8 protein-coding genes and 7 pseudogenes are annotated in these 17,581 nt (G+C 47.0%); 3 read left to right on the plus strand and 12 right to left on the minus strand.

Annotated elements, in window-relative coordinates; genetic code table 11:
• Positions 1 to 162: 162 nt before the first annotated feature.
• From JCM11969_RS10650 to JCM11969_RS10660, 3 genes and pseudogenes are all read right to left on the minus strand, one after another.
• Complete coding sequence (locus tag JCM11969_RS10650; RefSeq protein WP_054711140.1) at positions 163 to 1,155, minus strand: ketopantoate reductase family protein; 993 nt, start codon at positions 1,153 to 1,155, stop codon at positions 163 to 165.
• A 1,131-nt stretch (positions 1,156 to 2,286) separates the two neighbouring features.
• The gene (locus JCM11969_RS10655; RefSeq protein ID WP_054711141.1) at positions 2,287 to 3,018 is read right to left on the minus strand and encodes a DUF4811 domain-containing protein; all 732 of its coding nucleotides are present in this window, start codon (positions 3,016 to 3,018) and stop codon (positions 2,287 to 2,289) included.
• Positions 3,015 to 4,495, minus strand: a pseudogene (locus JCM11969_RS10660) (MDR family MFS transporter). The gene JCM11969_RS10655 and the pseudogene JCM11969_RS10660 overlap by 4 nt, the downstream one beginning before the upstream one ends.
• 369 nt (positions 4,496 to 4,864) lie before the next feature.
• On the opposite strand from JCM11969_RS10660, the gene JCM11969_RS10665 reads away from it, so the two are divergent.
• The gene (locus JCM11969_RS10665) at positions 4,865 to 5,320 is read left to right on the plus strand and encodes a MerR family transcriptional regulator (protein WP_225353246.1); all 456 of its coding nucleotides are present in this window, start codon (positions 4,865 to 4,867) and stop codon (positions 5,318 to 5,320) included.
• A 281-nt stretch (positions 5,321 to 5,601) separates the two neighbouring features.
• Here the strand turns inward: JCM11969_RS10665 and JCM11969_RS10670 are convergent, their stop codons facing one another.
• Both JCM11969_RS10670 and JCM11969_RS10675 read right to left on the minus strand, forming a co-directional pair.
• Positions 5,602 to 6,378: a LysR substrate-binding domain-containing protein gene (locus tag JCM11969_RS10670; protein ID WP_162231475.1), complete on the minus strand. Its 777-nt coding sequence runs from the start codon at positions 6,376 to 6,378 to the stop codon at positions 5,602 to 5,604.
• A 158-nt stretch (positions 6,379 to 6,536) separates the two neighbouring features.
• Positions 6,537 to 7,941, minus strand: a pseudogene (locus JCM11969_RS10675) (anion permease).
• A 425-nt stretch (positions 7,942 to 8,366) separates the two neighbouring features.
• Between JCM11969_RS10675 and JCM11969_RS19110 the strand changes: the two are divergent.
• Together JCM11969_RS19110 and JCM11969_RS19115 are read left to right on the plus strand one after the other, a co-directional pair.
• A pseudogene (locus JCM11969_RS19110) lies at positions 8,367 to 9,136 on the plus strand (lyase family protein); the annotation flags it as partial.
• A gap of 291 nt (positions 9,137 to 9,427) precedes the next feature.
• On the plus strand, positions 9,428 to 9,667 hold the full coding sequence (locus tag JCM11969_RS19115) for a hypothetical protein (protein ID WP_263850058.1): 240 nt from the start codon (positions 9,428 to 9,430) through the stop codon (positions 9,665 to 9,667).
• Positions 9,668 to 10,083: 416 nt separating this feature from the next.
• On the opposite strand, the pseudogene JCM11969_RS10685 reads toward JCM11969_RS19115, so the two are convergent.
• The 7 genes and pseudogenes from JCM11969_RS10685 to JCM11969_RS18085 all read right to left on the minus strand — a co-directional run.
• Positions 10,084 to 11,426: pseudogene (locus tag JCM11969_RS10685) on the minus strand (PFL family protein).
• 9 nt (positions 11,427 to 11,435) lie between these two features.
• Positions 11,436 to 11,704, minus strand: a pseudogene (locus JCM11969_RS10690) (ACT domain-containing protein).
• An 841-nt stretch (positions 11,705 to 12,545) separates the two neighbouring features.
• Positions 12,546 to 13,697 carry an acetylornithine transaminase gene (gene argD, locus JCM11969_RS10695; protein WP_225353247.1) on the minus strand — a complete coding sequence of 384 codons (1,152 nt, stop codon included), beginning with the start codon at positions 13,695 to 13,697 and terminating at the stop codon, positions 12,546 to 12,548.
• Complete coding sequence (gene argB / locus JCM11969_RS10700; RefSeq protein ID WP_054711145.1) at positions 13,694 to 14,443, minus strand: acetylglutamate kinase; 750 nt, start codon at positions 14,441 to 14,443, stop codon at positions 13,694 to 13,696. The genes argD and argB overlap by 4 nt, the downstream gene beginning before the upstream one ends.
• 13 nt (positions 14,444 to 14,456) lie before the next feature.
• Positions 14,457 to 15,668: pseudogene (gene argJ, locus JCM11969_RS10705) on the minus strand (bifunctional glutamate N-acetyltransferase/amino-acid acetyltransferase ArgJ).
• A 23-nt stretch (positions 15,669 to 15,691) separates the two neighbouring features.
• Positions 15,692 to 16,726: an N-acetyl-gamma-glutamyl-phosphate reductase gene (gene argC, locus JCM11969_RS10710; protein WP_054711147.1), complete on the minus strand. Its 1,035-nt coding sequence runs from the start codon at positions 16,724 to 16,726 to the stop codon at positions 15,692 to 15,694.
• Positions 16,727 to 17,289: 563 nt separating this feature from the next.
• Positions 17,290 to 17,581, minus strand: a pseudogene (locus tag JCM11969_RS18085) (alpha/beta hydrolase); the annotation flags it as partial.

The following is a 17,581-nucleotide window of genomic DNA, read 5'->3' on the forward strand; positions in this document are numbered from 1 at the left end:
TAAATTATATGGAAGTAATGTTGATATCATGTAAAGCTTAAGTAAATGTTGTGTAAAGGCATGTAAAGATTGTGTAAATGTTAACGTTTAAATGGCGGTAATACGGGTTTCGAACACAAAAAAACAGCAACAGTGCTGATCCACCGTTACTGATTTCATTTTTTAAGCTTGTGAAACTGGTTGTGTTTGTTCTGCTGGCTGCTTCTTGTACTTGCGCATCAATTCAGCCATGTGCACTTCATGGGTGATAAATTCGTGTGTCCGGCAAACGTAATCATGTTCGCGCCCGATCTTAGCGATATACCCGTTGATGTAGTCAACTTCGGTTGGCCGCCCCTTCGAGAAATCTTGATACATAGATGGGTAATGATATGGGTTAGCAACTCGTGACACATAATCCACAGACGCCACTTCTTCCTGCCGCGTCTCCACGAGATGAATGCCAGCCCGCTCACACGCATCAAAGGATTCGTTCATCAGCTGAATCGTCATATCCTTCACGCCTGGATATTCAATAAACTGTCCCATGGTAATTTCAAACATCGAGCAGAGCGTGTTCGTCACGGCATTGAAAACAACTTTGGACATCAGCGTTCCCATAAAGTTTTCGGTCATGATGGGTCCCATACCAGCATCCTTAAAGTCGGTAAAAATCTGTTGGGTCGTTTCATCATTGTGTTCGGTCTTGTTGACCATGTGCATTTCACCAGCGCGAGCGGCACCCATGAAATCAACGTCGCCAGGGCCGTTCAACACGGTGGCGATCATTGCTGTCCCGCCAACGATATGTTCGTCCGGGAAATAGTTGCTGATCTTATCGATGTGGCCCATGCCATTCATCGCTGAAAAGACGTACTGGTGCGCCTTAAATAGTGGCGCGCAACGTTTCAAAACATCGGCGAGCTGCATTTGTTTCACGAAAATGATCCACACATCCGGGTCACCGGTATAGTCTTCCGGGTAGCTGATGTTCACTGGCACCATGTGTTTATCCTTGTGATCACGTGACACCCAAACGCCACCCTGTTCTTTGATGGTCTCAACACTCGGCTTCCATGTATCCACAAAGTCAACCGTGTTAGCTGTTCGTTCCTGCATCAAAACGCCGTAGCCAAGCCCCATTGCGCCGGCACCAATTACTGTATATTTTGTCATATGTATTGCTTCCTTTCAGCAAACTCAAATTATAATGCGATATGTGACTAGAAAACGATAAAAGCGCCCTTAGACATCTCTGCCTAAGGGCGCTTTCGCACGGTACCACCTTATTTTCTGGTTGTTTAAACCAGCTCATCCTGACGTATTCATCAGGCAGTCCAATAATGGTGACCGTCCCTGACCCCTTAAACAAGGGCCGCTGCTCCACCTTAACTTTTGATTAAAAGATTGTACGTGTTCTCACCAGCCACGCTCGCTTTAACAATCGTTTCAACCTGTTCCTTAAGGTTTCATCACATCTCATCGTTTTCTAATTTATGAATTCATCTTAGTCTTGAGATTAGCGGATGTCAACAGTAAAATTAATTGTTTTTTAATTACTATAGTCGAGTTCTTAGCCTGGATAGACTTTATGATGTTCGGTGATTGTTCGTTGCATTCTGCAATTTGCACGGAGCAGTAGTGGCTCGCGATGAAGCTAATTCGATTTCTGCTGCGCAGCTCTCGAATGGATCTTCATCGTCTCGCACATCAGTAACCGACCAAAATACGGTCGCCAACTGATGTCGACACCACTGCACCGTGCCAAATTGCGCCATTCCACTAACGTTGAGCTTACTTTTTACCGTTTGTTAAGCATCACCATGGCGTTAACCCCTGTTTGTAAGGAATCCGCCCTTGACTGCTAATAAAGACATTGACAGCAATGCTTCTCACGATGTGCTAGTCACTGGTAACGATTGATCAACAGCTTTATTGCCACCACTTATGAAGACTTACCATCTATGATGGCTATTACAAGTATCGCAGCGTAGTGGAGCCGGTCGGCATTGCAGGCTGTGGTGTCGGTGATAGTTAATGACCGTATTTTGGTCATTTACTATCACGGGAGACGTAGGAGATCCTTGAATTTCTGACAAGACATTCACTAGCTACCCGGAGCGACCCCACCTCAGCCTGCAGGGCCGACCGGCGCAACGAAGCGGCATAATAAGACTATTTGAATTTCTCGTTTACATTGTGAAAACGTGTTCCGCACTCTGAGACCACCAAAAAAGCCAAGACAACCAAACCATCGCCTGATTGTCTTGACTTATTAGGGTAATTCATATGAGTGAATGTATCAGATTAATACTTAGCCTTCACTTGTTTGATCACTTTAGCGACTGCTTGTTGCTGGAACTCAGCTGCAGCTTGTTTTTCGACTTTAGCTAATGCAGCTTTGCCCATGGTTGGATCCTTGGTCATAGCGGCCTTAACCTGCGCAGCAACGTAAGTCTTCGCTTGGGTCTTCAGATTTGCTTGGAAGGACTTACTGCTCATTTCCTTCTTCAAGGCAGTTGCTTGAGCAGCTGAAAGCACGATCCAGTTCTTATTGATGTAGATCTTGTTGACCCGACGGACATACTGACCACTCTGGTCGGTAAATGCGAACCAGATCTTATCAGCATTGTTCTTGTATGCATAACGCGTGGTCTTCGTTACAATCCGACTCTTGCCAGAGGTTCTGATAACCTCGTTCTTCGTCGTGCTGCCGACCTGCGTATGCGAGGTCTTCTTAGCATCCGCAGTCTTCTTATAAACGTAGACTTGGTGCTTGTTTTCAGTACCGATTGGCGAGTACAGCATGGTGTTCATGCCATCCTTGCTGCTAGCAGGATAGATGGTCTTCGCTGCACTCGTTGTCGTGACTTCTTTTAACCCATAGTGGTCATGCCAGTTCTTGACGATGAAGGTGCCGCTTACGACAGCGCCTGCCAAGAAAACAATGGCCAAAATGGCACTTAATGATTTAGATTGAATGTAGATAAAGCAGATGTACGCCAGAACGACGCAAATTGCCAAAATAAAGATAATCACTTTGCGTCACCTCCATCGGTAGGATAATCGCTTGCGTGGCCACGGTTCTTCATTAAGAAGGCAGTCACAACAGCTAACAGACAGAACCCAAGTGCTACCCAGAAGGCTGCGTGGTAACCAGTTAACGTTGCGTTAATGGCAAGGTCCTTGTAGTGTAACGGGTTCGTCTTGATCATGTGCTTGCCAGGAACGTGGTTCTTAACAACCGTTGACAGCACACTAGTCAAGATGGCAGTCCCAATAGAACTGGCAACTTGCCGTTGGGTGTTGTTGACGGCAGTCCCATGACCGATCAAGTTAACTGGCAAGGCGTTCATCCCAACAGTTGTAGCAGGCATCATGGCCATGGCGATCCCGAACATCCGGACAGCGTAAAGCACAACGATGTAAATGGTTGGCGTATCCTTCGTTAAGAAGACGAATGGTAACGTCCCTAACGTCAGTAATACCATCCCCATAATGGACAAACGACGAGCACCATACCGGTCAACAGCCCGACCAGTGATCGGACTCATCACAGCCATCATCAAGGCACCAAGTAACAGGGTTAACCCAGAATGGAAGGCTGACATCCCACGCACGTTTTGCAGGTAAATTGGATGATCATTTCAGCACCGACCATGGCCATCATGCTGACAGAACTTAAAACAGCAGAAATTGTAAATGGAATTGACCGGTATACCCGGAGTTCCAAGAGTGGGTTCTTCATGGTTAATTCACGCCATGCGAACAACCCAATGAAGATCACACCACCAATTAAGAATGAAATAACCTTTACACTGCCCCAGCCGTCATCACTAACGCTAGAGAACCCGTAAAGTAAGCTCCCAAACCCAATCGTTGAAAGCGCAACTGATAACCAGTCGAGCCCCTTCTTAGTCGTAGGTAACACACTCTTCATAAAGAAGAATGAAAGCACTAAAACAATGATCAAGATTGGCAGGATCATGCCGAACAGGTCACGCCAAGTAAAGGCATCAATGACCCACCCTGACAAAGTTGGGCCAATGGCTGGTGCCAACCCAATAACGATCCCGGCAAGTCCCATGGCAGTCCCACGCCGTTCTGGTGGGAAGATGGACATCATCAAAGTTTGCAGTAATGGCATTGTGATCCCAACAGCCAAAGCTTGGATCAAACGACCAGTTAATAGCGAACCAAAGTTTGGTGCTGTATAACAAACAGCCGTCCCGATCGTAAACACAGTCATCGCAGAAATGTATAGCCATTTCGAATTGAAACGGGTACTTAACCACGCACTGATTGGGATCATGATCCCGTTAACTAACATAAAGCCGGTGGTTAACCATTGCACCGTTGAAAGGTTCACATCGAACGCCTTCATGATAGTTGGGTTAGCCGTTGATAAAATCGTTTGGTTTAAAACGGTACAGAACGTCCCAACCAATAGCACAAGGATCATTAAGGTCCGGCTATATGGTTTGCCGTTCATGTCTACCGCAGCATTATCACTCACTTTTAATTACCCTCTTTTTACGTTATTTTTAAAAGTCTGTTGATAACAATAATGATTCATGACTCGTTTGTCAACTATCTTGACAATAATATTTAAATATCTATACTGTACCTTATGAAACCTAACATCGTTCTGACAATTTATAATATCTAAATCCTATTGCATCAATAAAGAAAGCTGTTACAAGAACGGCATCACCCCTAGTATTTAGACTGCGTCAGATCCCCTAATTGCCCCAAATATCGCGTGAAATGACTGAAAATAAAAAATATTTTGAAAAATTTCTATATAAATCTCTAATTTTGAGACGAAAAGCGCATTTGAAACAATCTGACAACACAAACCAGTATCCGAAAGTGAGGCATTACCATGAATAACATGTTAGACCCAGCATTTCGAGAACAGTTACACTTCGTTAGTAAGAACGTCCAGTGGTACCTAGGTATCGGCGACGTGGCAGAAGCAACCGGCGTCTCGCAAAGTCAGTTACGCTACTGGGAACAAAAGGGCTACATCGAAAGCAAAAAGGAACACAGTCAAAACCGCAAGTACACGTACGGCATGTTGATCAAGGTCTTCGTGATCAAGTACTACATGGATCAGGGATTTACCCTAGCTGCGGCCGCCAAAAAGGCAGCTGCTCATAAGGAAACAACTGAATTACTTAAACACTTCATATTAGATCGCTTTGAGGACGTCAAGACCGTTGACGGGTTCCCGGCAATCGATTTGGGATACCTCGACAGCGCGCAGTCTGAAAGATTACTCGCCGTTGTGAAGGAAGACCACACCGATTTTAAGATCATTCCCACAAGTGAAGCATAGCACTTAAACAGGTGTCAGAAACGTGAAACGACTTGACCGGTCCAGCCATTGCGGGTTGATAAACGGTTAAGTCGTTTTTGTCTATGATTTTTCGATTTAGAATATACTATTTTATAAATAGTATTATTTTTAAAATGATATAGCATCATTAAAAAGAGATTGCTGAACAAGTCACTTCGGCAATCTCTTTTTTGGTTATCCTATGATGTTGTATCGCTTGTTACTCATTGATTCGAGAAAACAATCGAAGGCAACCGTTCAACTCATCGCACTGTTTGCCACTATGACTGCGCTTGATCTCGAAAAAGTTGTATGAAGAACGCTTGTCTTTTGGTTGGGTGAAATGAATGGCGCGTCACCAGATACATGTAACTCAGCGTTGGCGGGACATCCGTTAAAGCAAGGGCCGTGATGCCAGCGTCTCCTTGATTCACAGCCGTTTCAACCAGTAAGCTCACCCCAACGTTTTGCCGCACAAGCGCTTTAACCATTGATAGATCCGACGTCCGATAAACAACGTTGGGTCTAAACTGGCCTGCCGAACTGTAGGCTTCAAGCGCTTGAGCATGAATATAGTGGTTTGTCATGGTCACAAATGGGTCATCTCGAAGATCAGAGAACGCCACTGCCTCTTGTTGTGCCAGCCTGTGATGCGCACTGACGATTATCTTAAAGGGGTGAATTGCCAGCAGCATCGCATTTAAGTCTTGTGACTTTAGGGGGCTGACCGTTGCCAGTAAGGCCACATCAATCTGACCACTTGTCAATTCGGATAAAAGCTGCTGTGAACCTGCCTCGTGGACAACTAGATCAGCCAGTAAGTTGGTCTTCAACAGTTTATTGGCGACTTTTGGAAACCAGGTGACCCCCGTGACGGGTGACAGACCTAATCGAATACTGTCTTCTGCTGCATGGACGACCTCAGTCCGAGTCGTTTGTAATTGGCCTAAAACATCCTGCGCCTGTTCATAAAGCACCTGTCCTGCCCGGGTTACAGTTAAACTCGCGCGTGGATAGGGTTGCGTGATCAGCGAGATACCGCCATATTCTTTTTCCAACCGCTTGATTGCCATCGTAATCGTTGGTTGACTGACCCCAAAGTATTTTGCAGTCGCCGTATAATTTTTTGGTCAACCAGTTGGCAAAAATAGGCTAGGTCCTTGGTATTCATACAACAGTCCCCTTTTTCATAAGCGTTACCTTGATTGTACCATGACTACCAGTAGCCAATCACTTTCATCCACAGCGTGCCTAATCCAAGCCAGATGACAATGTAGACCAGTCCCAGAATGGCATTTAACCGCCACCACTCGTTTTGTGTCACATACCCCGAGCCAAAAAGTACCGGCGCCGGCCCATAACCATAGTGGGTCGTTGAGCCAAAGATATTGCCAAAGAACCCGAGCATGAGTGCTGCCAATAGTCCCGGAACACCTGACGAGATAGCAATTCCTAAAAAGGCTAAATACATTGCGCTGATGTGGGCTGTTGCACTCGCGAATAGATAATGACTGTAAAAGTATGCCAAACAGGCTACCGTTAGGACCAACATCCAATTCATCCCATGTAATGATGCCGCAATCGTTTTGCTTAGCCAGGGAATGAATCCCATTTTATTCAATTGATCCGCCATCATGACCAGCACTGAAAACCAGGTAAAGGTATTCCATGCACCAGTTTCATGCAGCACATCATCCCAAGAGAGTACCCCTGTTAATAGAATTAGCGTCAGCGCAATGAAGGCTGTCATGGTTGCGTCAAACTCTCAGTTGTCCAAAGTGCCAACGCTAAGACAAAATACCGGCCATTAATTTTTCTTGGAGCGAAATTTTGCCCATTTCAGTTAACTGTTTTTGCGCCCATGGTTTCACATCCGGCATTTCTTTTAATTCAGGCGGGTAAAGTTTATAAATGAGATAAGGAATCAACGTTAAAGACACAACGCCTGGAACGATACTAGCCATTAACCACCCCATCCATGTAATAGTGACGCCTTGTGATTTAGCCAATAATTGCGCTAATGGGTTGCCAGCCATACTCGTGAGGAACATCGCGGAAGTAATAATGTTGCCGTGAAACTCTGAAAAGACCAGAAACGAGCCAATTTTACGCTGCGTATGCTGCTTGGGCGACGAACCAAACGCATTTGACAGCGCATCGATAATCGGGTAGACCACGCCACCAGCCCGTGCGGTACTGCTTGGCATCGCCGGCGAAAGGACAAGGTCAACCGCGATCAACGAATAAGCGAGTCCCAACGTATGTTTTCCGAAGGCACTCGCAAAATTTAATGCGATCCGTCTTCCCAGCCCCGTTTTAATGAACCCTCTTGAAATGAAGAACGCCATGACGATCAACCAAATCGTGGCATTACCAAATCCGGTCAACGCAACATCCATCGTGACCGTTTTGGTCAAAACTGTCACTGTAAATCCGATAATTGCGACCGCACCAATGGGAAGCGGCCGTGTAATACATCCAATAATCGTTGCTAGAAAAATAGCAAGAATATGCCAACCCGCAACGGAAATACTGGTTGGTCTAACAGGGGTCATGCCCCAAATAATAATGCCAATTAAGAACGGCAGGATCAACTGCCGATACTTAACACCGCTGCTCATCTACATCACCTGCTCCCAAAATATTGTAAGCGGTTTCTAAGACGGTCAAAAAATTGCCATATTTTTTTGAGAAACAATATTTCATTCGTGAATTATTGTTCAAAGTGAGTGTATATGAGTCTGAATTTTATAGTCAAACGTTGCATTCTTTATCAATTCTATTGATATATGTAAAAATCGCTCGTACTCATAGTGTCAGCAGTAATTTTAGCTGTTACTATAACTAAATTTTATTAATAGTTATTAAACCGATCTATCACAATCTTCCTGATTCCATTGACTTCAACTTGGCTTGCGCTTAGGTTATGGTCAAGCGGTTTCAAAAACGAACACTATGCCGATTCACTATTATGTTAGGAGAGATCAAAATGACATCAAGTGTAATTGATTCAGCATTATTTAAAGATCAGTACGGTACGAAGGCAATGCGCGACGTATTTTCTGATGAGACGCAAATTCAAAAATGGCTAGATGCCTGGGACGCGCTTGCCCAAGCAGAAGCAACCCAGGGCATTGTGCCGCAAAAAGATGCGGATGAAATAAAGGCCAAGGCTGTTTTCAAAAACATTAATACGGATGAGGTCCGTGAAGGTTTCAAGAAGACTGCTCATCCGTTAATGCCTCAGATCAAGAGCTTCACCAAGTCTCTTTCACCAGAGGCTGGCGGGTACGTTCACTGGGGCGCAACGACTCAAGACATCACTGACACCGGCTTGGTTTTACAACTCAAGGACGCTCAAGCAATTATTGTCAGTCAAGTTGAAGACCTGCTCCGCGATTGTCTCAAACAGGCAGATAAGTACAAAAATTTGGTGATGGCTGGTCGAACCCACGCCCAACACGCTGTTCCGATTACGCTTGGCTATAAAATTGCCATTTGGCTAACGAATTCGGCCGCCATTTGGAGCGGTTAGAACAGGCCAAGCACCGCTACTTAGTCGGTGAACTAGCTGGAGCTGCCGGTACCCTTGCTTCGCTGGGCGATAAAGGCTTAGCAGTTCAGGCAAAGTATTGTGAGCTGTTAGGTCTTGAAACGCCGCTCATCACTTGGCACGTATCACGAGATGGTTTTGCTGAATTCAGTGATATTTTGAGTATGATTGCCGGAACGGTCGCAAAGATTGCGAACGAAATCATCAATCTGCAACGAACTGAAATTGAGGAAGTCGAGGAAGGCTTTACAATGGGGAAAATCGGGTCAAGCACCATGCCCCAAAAACGTAATCCCATGATTTGTGAAAACATCGTGGCGACGACCCGACTTGTACAAGCCAGTGCGCCGCTCGGTACCACTGCCATGGTTCAAGAACATGAACGTGATATGTCGTTTTGGCAAACGGATTGGGCATACCTGCCGCAAATCTGCATTAATTTGAGTGGTGCAATGGCCATGCTACACACCGTGATCAATCAAATGATCGTCCATGAAGACAATATCAAACGCAATCTAGCGATGACCAAAGGCATGATTGTCTCTGAACGTGTCATGCTTGATCTTGGTCATTATCTTGGTCGTCAAGTTGCCCATGAAGTCATCTATGAAAACTGTATGAAGGCTTTTGAAGAGGATAAGCCGTTGTTAGACCTCCTGTTACAGGATGCACGTGTCACTGATGACGTTGATGAAGCCACTTTGCGAGAACTACTGGATCCGGAGAATTATAGTGGTTCTTCGGCTAAGATGGTTGATCAGGTTTTGGGACGGTATTCGGAATATTTGGATTGATTTGAATTAAAAAGGACCTATCAGGTACACATGATTTGTGTGGCTGGTAGGTTCTTTTTTATATTAATTTGGGCGTGGTTCTTATGCAGTGCTGTTTTTGGTGCGCTTTTAAACTGTCCTTTAGTTCGCACTTGGGGGAGTTGGTATTGTGATTGCAATTCTCTTTACTAGATTGGTTTCGGTTGCTGCTTTTTAATTTTCTCTAGTGGAAACGCGCTCAGGAAGGTTGGTGGGTTCTTTGATTATGGGTCTCTTTGCTAGATTGGTTTCGGCTACTGATTTCTACTTTTCTCTAGTGGAAACGCGTTCAGGAAGGCAAGGGGCGGCCATGTAAGCGACTCTGGCAAAAATGCCAAATTCGGGCATTTCTGCCAGAGTCACTTACATTCTGCCCCTTAACCGCCTTCCTTCACGCTCTAGTTCTTAAACGAATGAATCGGCGAAGGAATTCTCCCGCCCCTATCCACAAACTGCTTGGGACTATTTGTATTCACCGGCATAATGGGTGCCGTTCCGAACAAACCGCCGAAATCGATCGACTCACCGACCTTTTTTCCGACCGCTGGAATGACGCGCACCGCCGTTGTTTTATTGTTAATCACGCCAATAGCCGCCTCATCCGCAATCATGCCGCTGATTGTCTCAGCCGGCGTATCTCCCGGAATCGCAATCATATCCAAGCCAACCGAGCAGACTGCCGTCATTGCTTCCAACTTTTCAATGTTCAGTCGACCAGCACTGACTGCCCGAATCATTTCGGCGTCTTCTGAGACTGGAATAAAGGCCCCTGACAGCCCGCCAACGTGTTCGCAGGCCATTACGCCGCCCTTCTTCACAGCGTCGTTTAGCAGTGCCAAAGCCGCCGTTGTTCCGGGTGCGCCGACACTCTCCAGGCCGATCTCTTCAAGAATTTCCGCCACGGAGTCACCCTCGTTTGGCGTTGGTGCCAGTGATAGGTCCACGATGCCAAACGGCACGTGAAGGCGTTCAGCTGCCACGTTACCCACGAGTTGTCCCATTCGGGTAACTTTAAAAGCCGTTTTCTTAATGGTTTCCGAAACGGTATCGATCGGTTGCCCCTTCACCTGCTCCAACGCCCGCTTCACAACGCCTGGGCCACTGATGCCGACGTTGATCACCTTATCGGCTTCACCAACACCATGGAAAGCGCCAGCCATGAAGGGATTATCCTCAACTGCGTTTGCAAAAATGACAAGGCTCATACAGTTCACAGGTCGATTGCGGCAATATCCTTCACGACCCGCCCCATTTGCGCCACGGCATTCATGTTGATTCCGGCTTTAGTGGACCCAACATTGACCGAGCTGCAGACCCGGCTGGTCACATTCAACGCCTCTGGAATCGACGCAATCAACTTTCTGTCACCTGACTGATAGCCCTTTTGAACTAACGCTGTAAATCCGCCAATCAAGTCAACACCCAGCGTCTCGGTGGCCTTTTCCATCGTTTGCGCATAGGCAACGTAGTCACTGTCACCACTGGCCGCAGCAACGATTGAGATCGGCGTCACCGAAATCCGTTTGTTAATGATGGGAATGCCATATTCGGCCTGAATTTGGTCGGCCACTTTAACGAGGTCCTTTGCGCTCGTCGTGAGTTTGTCGTAGATTTTTTGCCGTGCTTTTGCACCGTCGCTGTCAATACAATCTAACAGCGAAATGCCCATTGTAATGGTTCGGATATCCAGCCGCTCTTCAGAGATCATCTGAATCGTTTCTTGAATTTGTTTTGTTTCCATAATGACCTCCTAGAGTTTTTGAATGGCATCAAAAGTTCTTGACGCTGAATACGAATGTCCAAGTGCCGCGATTCTCCCAGTGCGTTCAGTGTTTCTTGCGCCGTTGCAAATGCGGTATCTTCCTCGTCCCACTCACCCATCAGCATCATGGTAAAGCTCCCATGCATCAACGTTTGAGAAATATCTGTAATGTTGATTTTCAAGTCTGACAATGTGCTTGAAACTGCTGCAACGATGCCGACCTGGTCCTGTCCAACAACGGTAATAATGGCTTTCATTCGTAATCATCCTTTCAGTGCAAAGCATCTTCATTACAGTAATCATAGCGAACCCTGGTCAAAACGGCAATAAAATTATTAAAAACAAATGAGTAACGGAAATGAATGTGAATGTCGCTTCGTTCCGCCGGTCGGCTCTGCAGGCTGAGGCCAGAGTGTGTAACAGGCCGGGTAACTCCCGGAGTGTAAGGTAACTTTGCCGGAAATTCTGGTCTTGAATTTCTGGCAAAGTTACCTTACACAGTAGGGAGTTGGCCTGCGGAACACGTTTCCGCACTATAAACTAGAAATTCAAGGATCTCAACGTCTCCCGCATGAGTAAACGACCAAAGGACGGTCGTCAACTCATGCTTTCACTACTGCCAGCAATGTCGACCGGCTCCACTACGCTACTATTGTGGTTCCAGTCATCAGGAATTCTCGCGTTGTTTTGAATAGCCTATTTAAATTTTTGACCTGAATCAACACCGTTTGAAGCATTGCTATTAACGACTTTACCAGCAGTCGAGGGCGGATTCTCTACAAACTATGTTTAACTATATTTTGATGCTTCACTAACACAAATATGATGCTCAATGTCAGTGGAACGGAGTAATTTGTCACGAAGCTATGGTGTCGATGTCACTTGGTGGGCGAGTTCTTCGGCCACCTAGTGACATGCGAGACGATGAAGATCCATTCGAGAGCTGCGCAGCAGAAATCGAATTAGCTTCATCGCGAGCCACCATACGGAGTGCCAAATTGCGGAGTGCAACGGACTAAACCACTCTACTCAAACTATAAAAAAGACCCGCCAACAACAGTTCGTTAGCAGTGCCCAAAATGGCAGTTTTAATTGTGTTTAGTTTAAATCATTTAGTGTTTCGTAAATCGTGGTTAATCCCTGTTTCAAATCGCCCGGTGTCATCACTAGTGGTGGTAATAACCGCAGCGTGTTGCCCACAGCAGAGAGTGTCAACAGTCCCTTGTTCTGAAGCTTCACGATGACATCGTTCACCTGGACGTCATCCGTCAGGTGGATGCCGATCATCAAGCCCTTCCCAGAAATCGATTGAACGACCGCTAAGTCCTTGAAGTTGGCCAACTGAGCCCAAACGGCATCCGCCTTATCCTGCACGTCCTGCAAGAATTCTGGCGTCAGCTGTTCCAAAGTAGCCTTCGCAGACGCCATCGTCAGCGGGTTCCCGGCAAAAGTTGACCCATGCGTCCCAGGGCCAAATGCGGCGCCAAGACTCGTCTTACCGATCATGGCACCCACGGGCAGCCCATTGGCCAAGCCCTTTGCGGTGGTCACAATGTCAGGATCCAAGCCAACGCCCTGGTACGCAAATTGATACCCCGTCCGACCGTTACCAGTCTGGACTTCATCAATGATCAATAATGCGCCGACTTCTTGGCACTTCGCTTGAACGGCCTTAAGCCAATCCGGATCACCGTTGATGACCCCGCCCTCACCCTGAATGACTTCCAGGATAACGGCAGCAAGGTCTGACGTAATTTTCGCCAATGAGGCATCGTCATTGTAATCCGCAAAACGAATATCAGGCACCATCGGGAAGAACCCTTCCTGAATGTGGGCGTTGCCCGTCATCGACATGGCACCATAGGTTCGGCCGTGGAAGGAGTGGTTAAACGACAGGACAGCCGTCTTACCAGTTGCTTTCCGGGCGAGCTTCAACGTTGCTTCGTTGGCTTCAGTACCTGAGTTGGCAAAGAAAACGAGCTTGTCTTCATCCTTCACCAACAGTTTTGCGACAGCTTCCTGCAGATGGTTTTCATACAGGTTTGAAATGTGCCAGATCTTTTTAACCTGGTCTTCAACCGCGCTGGTCACAGCGGGGTTTTGGTAGCCGAGGTTGCAGACCCCGATGCCTGAGGTGAAATCTAAATATTGTTTACCATTATTATCGGTTAAGGTAACCCCCTTGCCGTCAACGAGTTCGAAAGGGAACCGGGCGTAGGTGGGAAACACGTGTGTCATTGTGGTTGTCATGGTTCGGAAACGACCTCCTGTAAAATAGTTCCGTGGTGGGTCAACCGGTCCGTAATGCGAACGGAGTGGACCCCGGCGTGAATGGCGGCACAGGCAGCGAGCAGTTTCGGCTGCATGCCGGCCGTGATGACTTTCTTATTGATCAGGGTTTGCACATCCTGTGGGATCAGTTGCGAAACGACTTCGCCGCCTCGTAAGACACCTGGCACGTCAGTCAACAGATAGAGTTGGCTGGCCTTTAACAGGCGAGCGATATCTGCAGCCGCCGTATCAGCGTTTACGTTGAGCCAACTGTCCTCACTAGTGAGTGCGAGGGGCGCTAAGACACCAATTTGGTCGGTCAATAACTTGGAAAGCGCAATTTCGTTTACGGCTGAGATCTGACCAACGTTGCCATACTCATCCTTGTTAATGAAGTTACCAGACAACAAGTGTTCATCCGCCGCATTCAATCCAACGGCCGCAAGTCCAGCCTGGTTCAATCGCGTCAACAACTCTGGCTGAGCGTTCCCCAGCAACACCATCTTCGTGAGGGAAAGTGTGGCTTCATCCGTCACCCGAATCCCATTTTTCTTCACCGTTGGAATGCTGAGTTTTTCAGCCAACTGTGAGATCTGCGGGCCGCCACCGTGGATCAACAGAACCTTTTTGCCGGCTTGGCGCCACGTCTTCAACTGTTCAAAGAAATCTGGTGTCAGACTGTGAATGGCGTTGCCGCCGATTTTAACAATAATCAAGTTCATCATAAAAGGCCCCCTTCTACGTATGGTAGCTGGCGTTGATCTTCACGTAGTTATACGTCAAATCACAACCCCAAGCCTGGCCGGTTGCTGTCCCGCTATTCAAACTGACGTCGATCGTCACCTTTGACGTCTTCATACTTTCGCTGACCATCGTCTCATCAAATGGCAAAGCCACACTGTCTTTGACCAGCGGAATGCCATTTGCGGAAATCGCTACGTGGTCAATATCCATCGTGCGTCGACCATCCCAATAGCGGCAATGATCCGGCCCCAGTTCGGGTCGTCCCCAAAGATGGCTGCCTTCACAAGGCTCGAGCCAACCACCGCTTTCGCAACGGACTGCGCTTCAGTCGGGTTCAAAGCTTCGGTCACGTTGGCTTCGATCAGCTTCGTTGCCCCTTCGCCGTCGGCAGCAATTTGCTTGGCGAGTTCGCCTAACACAAAATGCAAGCCCGCCGCAAACGTGTCATAATCCGCGTCAGTCGTCGTTTTAAGTTCAGTATTTTGCGCCATCCGTTTGCCAGGACAACGACCATATCGTTTGTCGATGTGTCGCCATCAACCGTGATTTGGTTAAAGGTGGTATCAACGCCTGCGCTTAATGTTGCTTGCAGCAAGTCCCCGTCAATGGCAGCATCCGTGGTTACAAAACCCAGCATGGTTGCCATCTTGGGTGAATCATTCCAGAACCCTTAGCGAAACCCGTAATGGTCACAGTCTTGCCGTCCAGTGTGACCTGAACGCAAGCTTGTTTTGGCTTTTTATCAGTGGTTAAAATGGCTTGGGATACATCATCGCCAGTCTTTGGCTGCAATTTGGGTAACCCCGCCTTGATCTTATCCATGTCCAGATAAGCGCCGATCAGCCCGGTGGACGCCACGCCCACGAGGTTGGTATCGATGTTCAGTGCATCGGCCAGCCACTGTTGTTCCGTGTGCGCGTCCTTTGTTCCCTGCGCGCCAGTACATGAATTGGCGATGGCGCTGTTGAGGATCACCGCTTGAAGCTTGTGGTCAACATTGATTGTTTCCTTCGTTAACTTCGTTGGTGCCGCTTGAAACTTGTTGGTCGTGTAGGTCCCAGCAGCCGCCGCTGGGACTTGGGAAAACAGGTAACCGAAATCTTTCTTATCGACGGTACCTAACCCAATTTTGATACCGTCGTTGTAGAACCCTTTCGGCCACGTAAACGATATCTGATTAATTGATGACTCTTCGTCTTGTGTCATATAACTATCCCCTGTGAGTTGTTTTATGAAAATGCGGGAAACTTTGGGAGCCCCGTTGTTTCGTTATAGTGGAACATGTGGTTGAAATTTTGGACCGCCTGACCTGCGGCCCCCTTCATCAGGTTGTCGATCACGCTGACAACCATCACGGTGTTGGTCTTTGGGTTGTACTTCACACCCAGGTCACAATTGTTTGAGCCAACCGCATCCTTTAACGCTGGTACCTCGCCGTCCATCACGTGAATGAACGGATGGTCCGCGTAGGTCGTTTCAAAAGCCTTGACCAGTGACGCTTGATCTTGTCCTGGATTTGGCTTGGCGTAAATCGTCGCCATGATGCCCACCGTTACAGGAATCAACGTGGTGTTGAATTCAATGGCTTGTACCTTGTCGTTCCAAACCTGCAACTGCTGTACAATTTCTGGAATGTGTTGGTGCGTATCCAGCTTGTAGAGCTGCAGGTTGTCGTTGGCCTCCGTAAAGTGGGTGATCTGAGACAACTTCTTGCCCGCCCCTGACGTCCCGGACTTGGCATCAACGATGATGCTGTCAGGGTCGATCAGATCCTGTTGAACCAGTGGTGCTAATCCGAGAAGCGTGGCCGTAGCGTAACAGCCTGGGTTAGCGATGTATTTGGCATCCGTGTCATAGAAATCTGCGAGACTATAAGCCGCCTTTTTCAGAGCCGAAGTCGTCGCTGCTGGCTTGTGATACCACTGTTCATACTGTTTTGCGTCAAGTCGGTAATCACCGGAAAGGTCAATGACCGGAAAACCAGCTTCGGCAAATGGCACGGCCAGCTGACTGCTGACGCCGGAGGAAGTGGCAAAGAACACCGCTTGGTTGTCGGCCATGATCTGTGCCGGATCAAACGCCTGAATGGCCACGTGTTCGCCGTGAAACTGGGGCAACAGCTCGTCTAAATAGCGGACCGTTCCGTTTTCTCCTTCATCTGTATGCCCGTACAAGTTAATCTTCTCAATCTCTGGATGGTTCGCCAGCAGACTATATAACACCGTCCCGCTATATCCAGTAACACCCACTATCGCAACGTTCATGCACTCACCCCATTCATTAGTAAAATTAAAATTTAATGACTATTTTCGTATGTGTCTAACTATAACGCAATGCATTCAAAATGCAATGATTATTTTTGAATTTATCAAATTTAAGTGTTTTCCTGTATAAAGTCTACATTAACACGGCGAATATACATAAAGTCCGGTATATTTTCTGCATATTGCTTTAGATATTCTTTGTATTAATTAGAGAATATTAATGAATTTATGCAAACTATATCCATTTTTGTTTGACATGACAGTTAAGAATCAAAATAGCATTAAACCGAGGTTGTAGAGAATCCGCCCTCGACTGCTAGTAAGTCCATTGACAGCAATGCTTCTCATGATGTGTTTGTTGACAGCAACACCTCGTTAACCGTTTTCATGAAACCACTTAGGACGTCTGACCATCCTTAATAACCATTACATTGAGTCGACATAATCGTTTTAATTGAATCACTCAACACTGAGAAGTACCCTTTCCCAATTCAGTCCAAACAAAAAGACTAGCGCAGAAGTGACTGCCTAGTCTTTCTCAATTCGTTGTCTTTAGCATTAAGTTACGCATTGTTTTCATGCAAGAAGTTCAAAATTTCCCGGTGCAGATCAGTCAAAGCCGTGGCTTCAATTGGGTAGTGTGATCCGTTCCGCAACGTTGTCCGAGTAACCTTTACCTTGGTGATCTTGTCCAAGAATGGGTCACTGAGCCGTTGTGGGGTCCACTTATCAGCGTCTGGTTGGGTCAATAAGACTGGGCACACATCGAAGTTTTCTGGTTCGATATCCGGGGCATACGTCATGTAGGTGTTCATGAACCGCATTGAGACCTTGTTGCCGCCAGAAGTTTTGTCA

Origin of the sequence: Secundilactobacillus paracollinoides DSM 15502 = JCM 11969, from assembly GCF_001311135.1 — a bacterium.
Classification (GTDB): domain Bacteria; phylum Bacillota; class Bacilli; order Lactobacillales; family Lactobacillaceae; genus Secundilactobacillus; species Secundilactobacillus paracollinoides.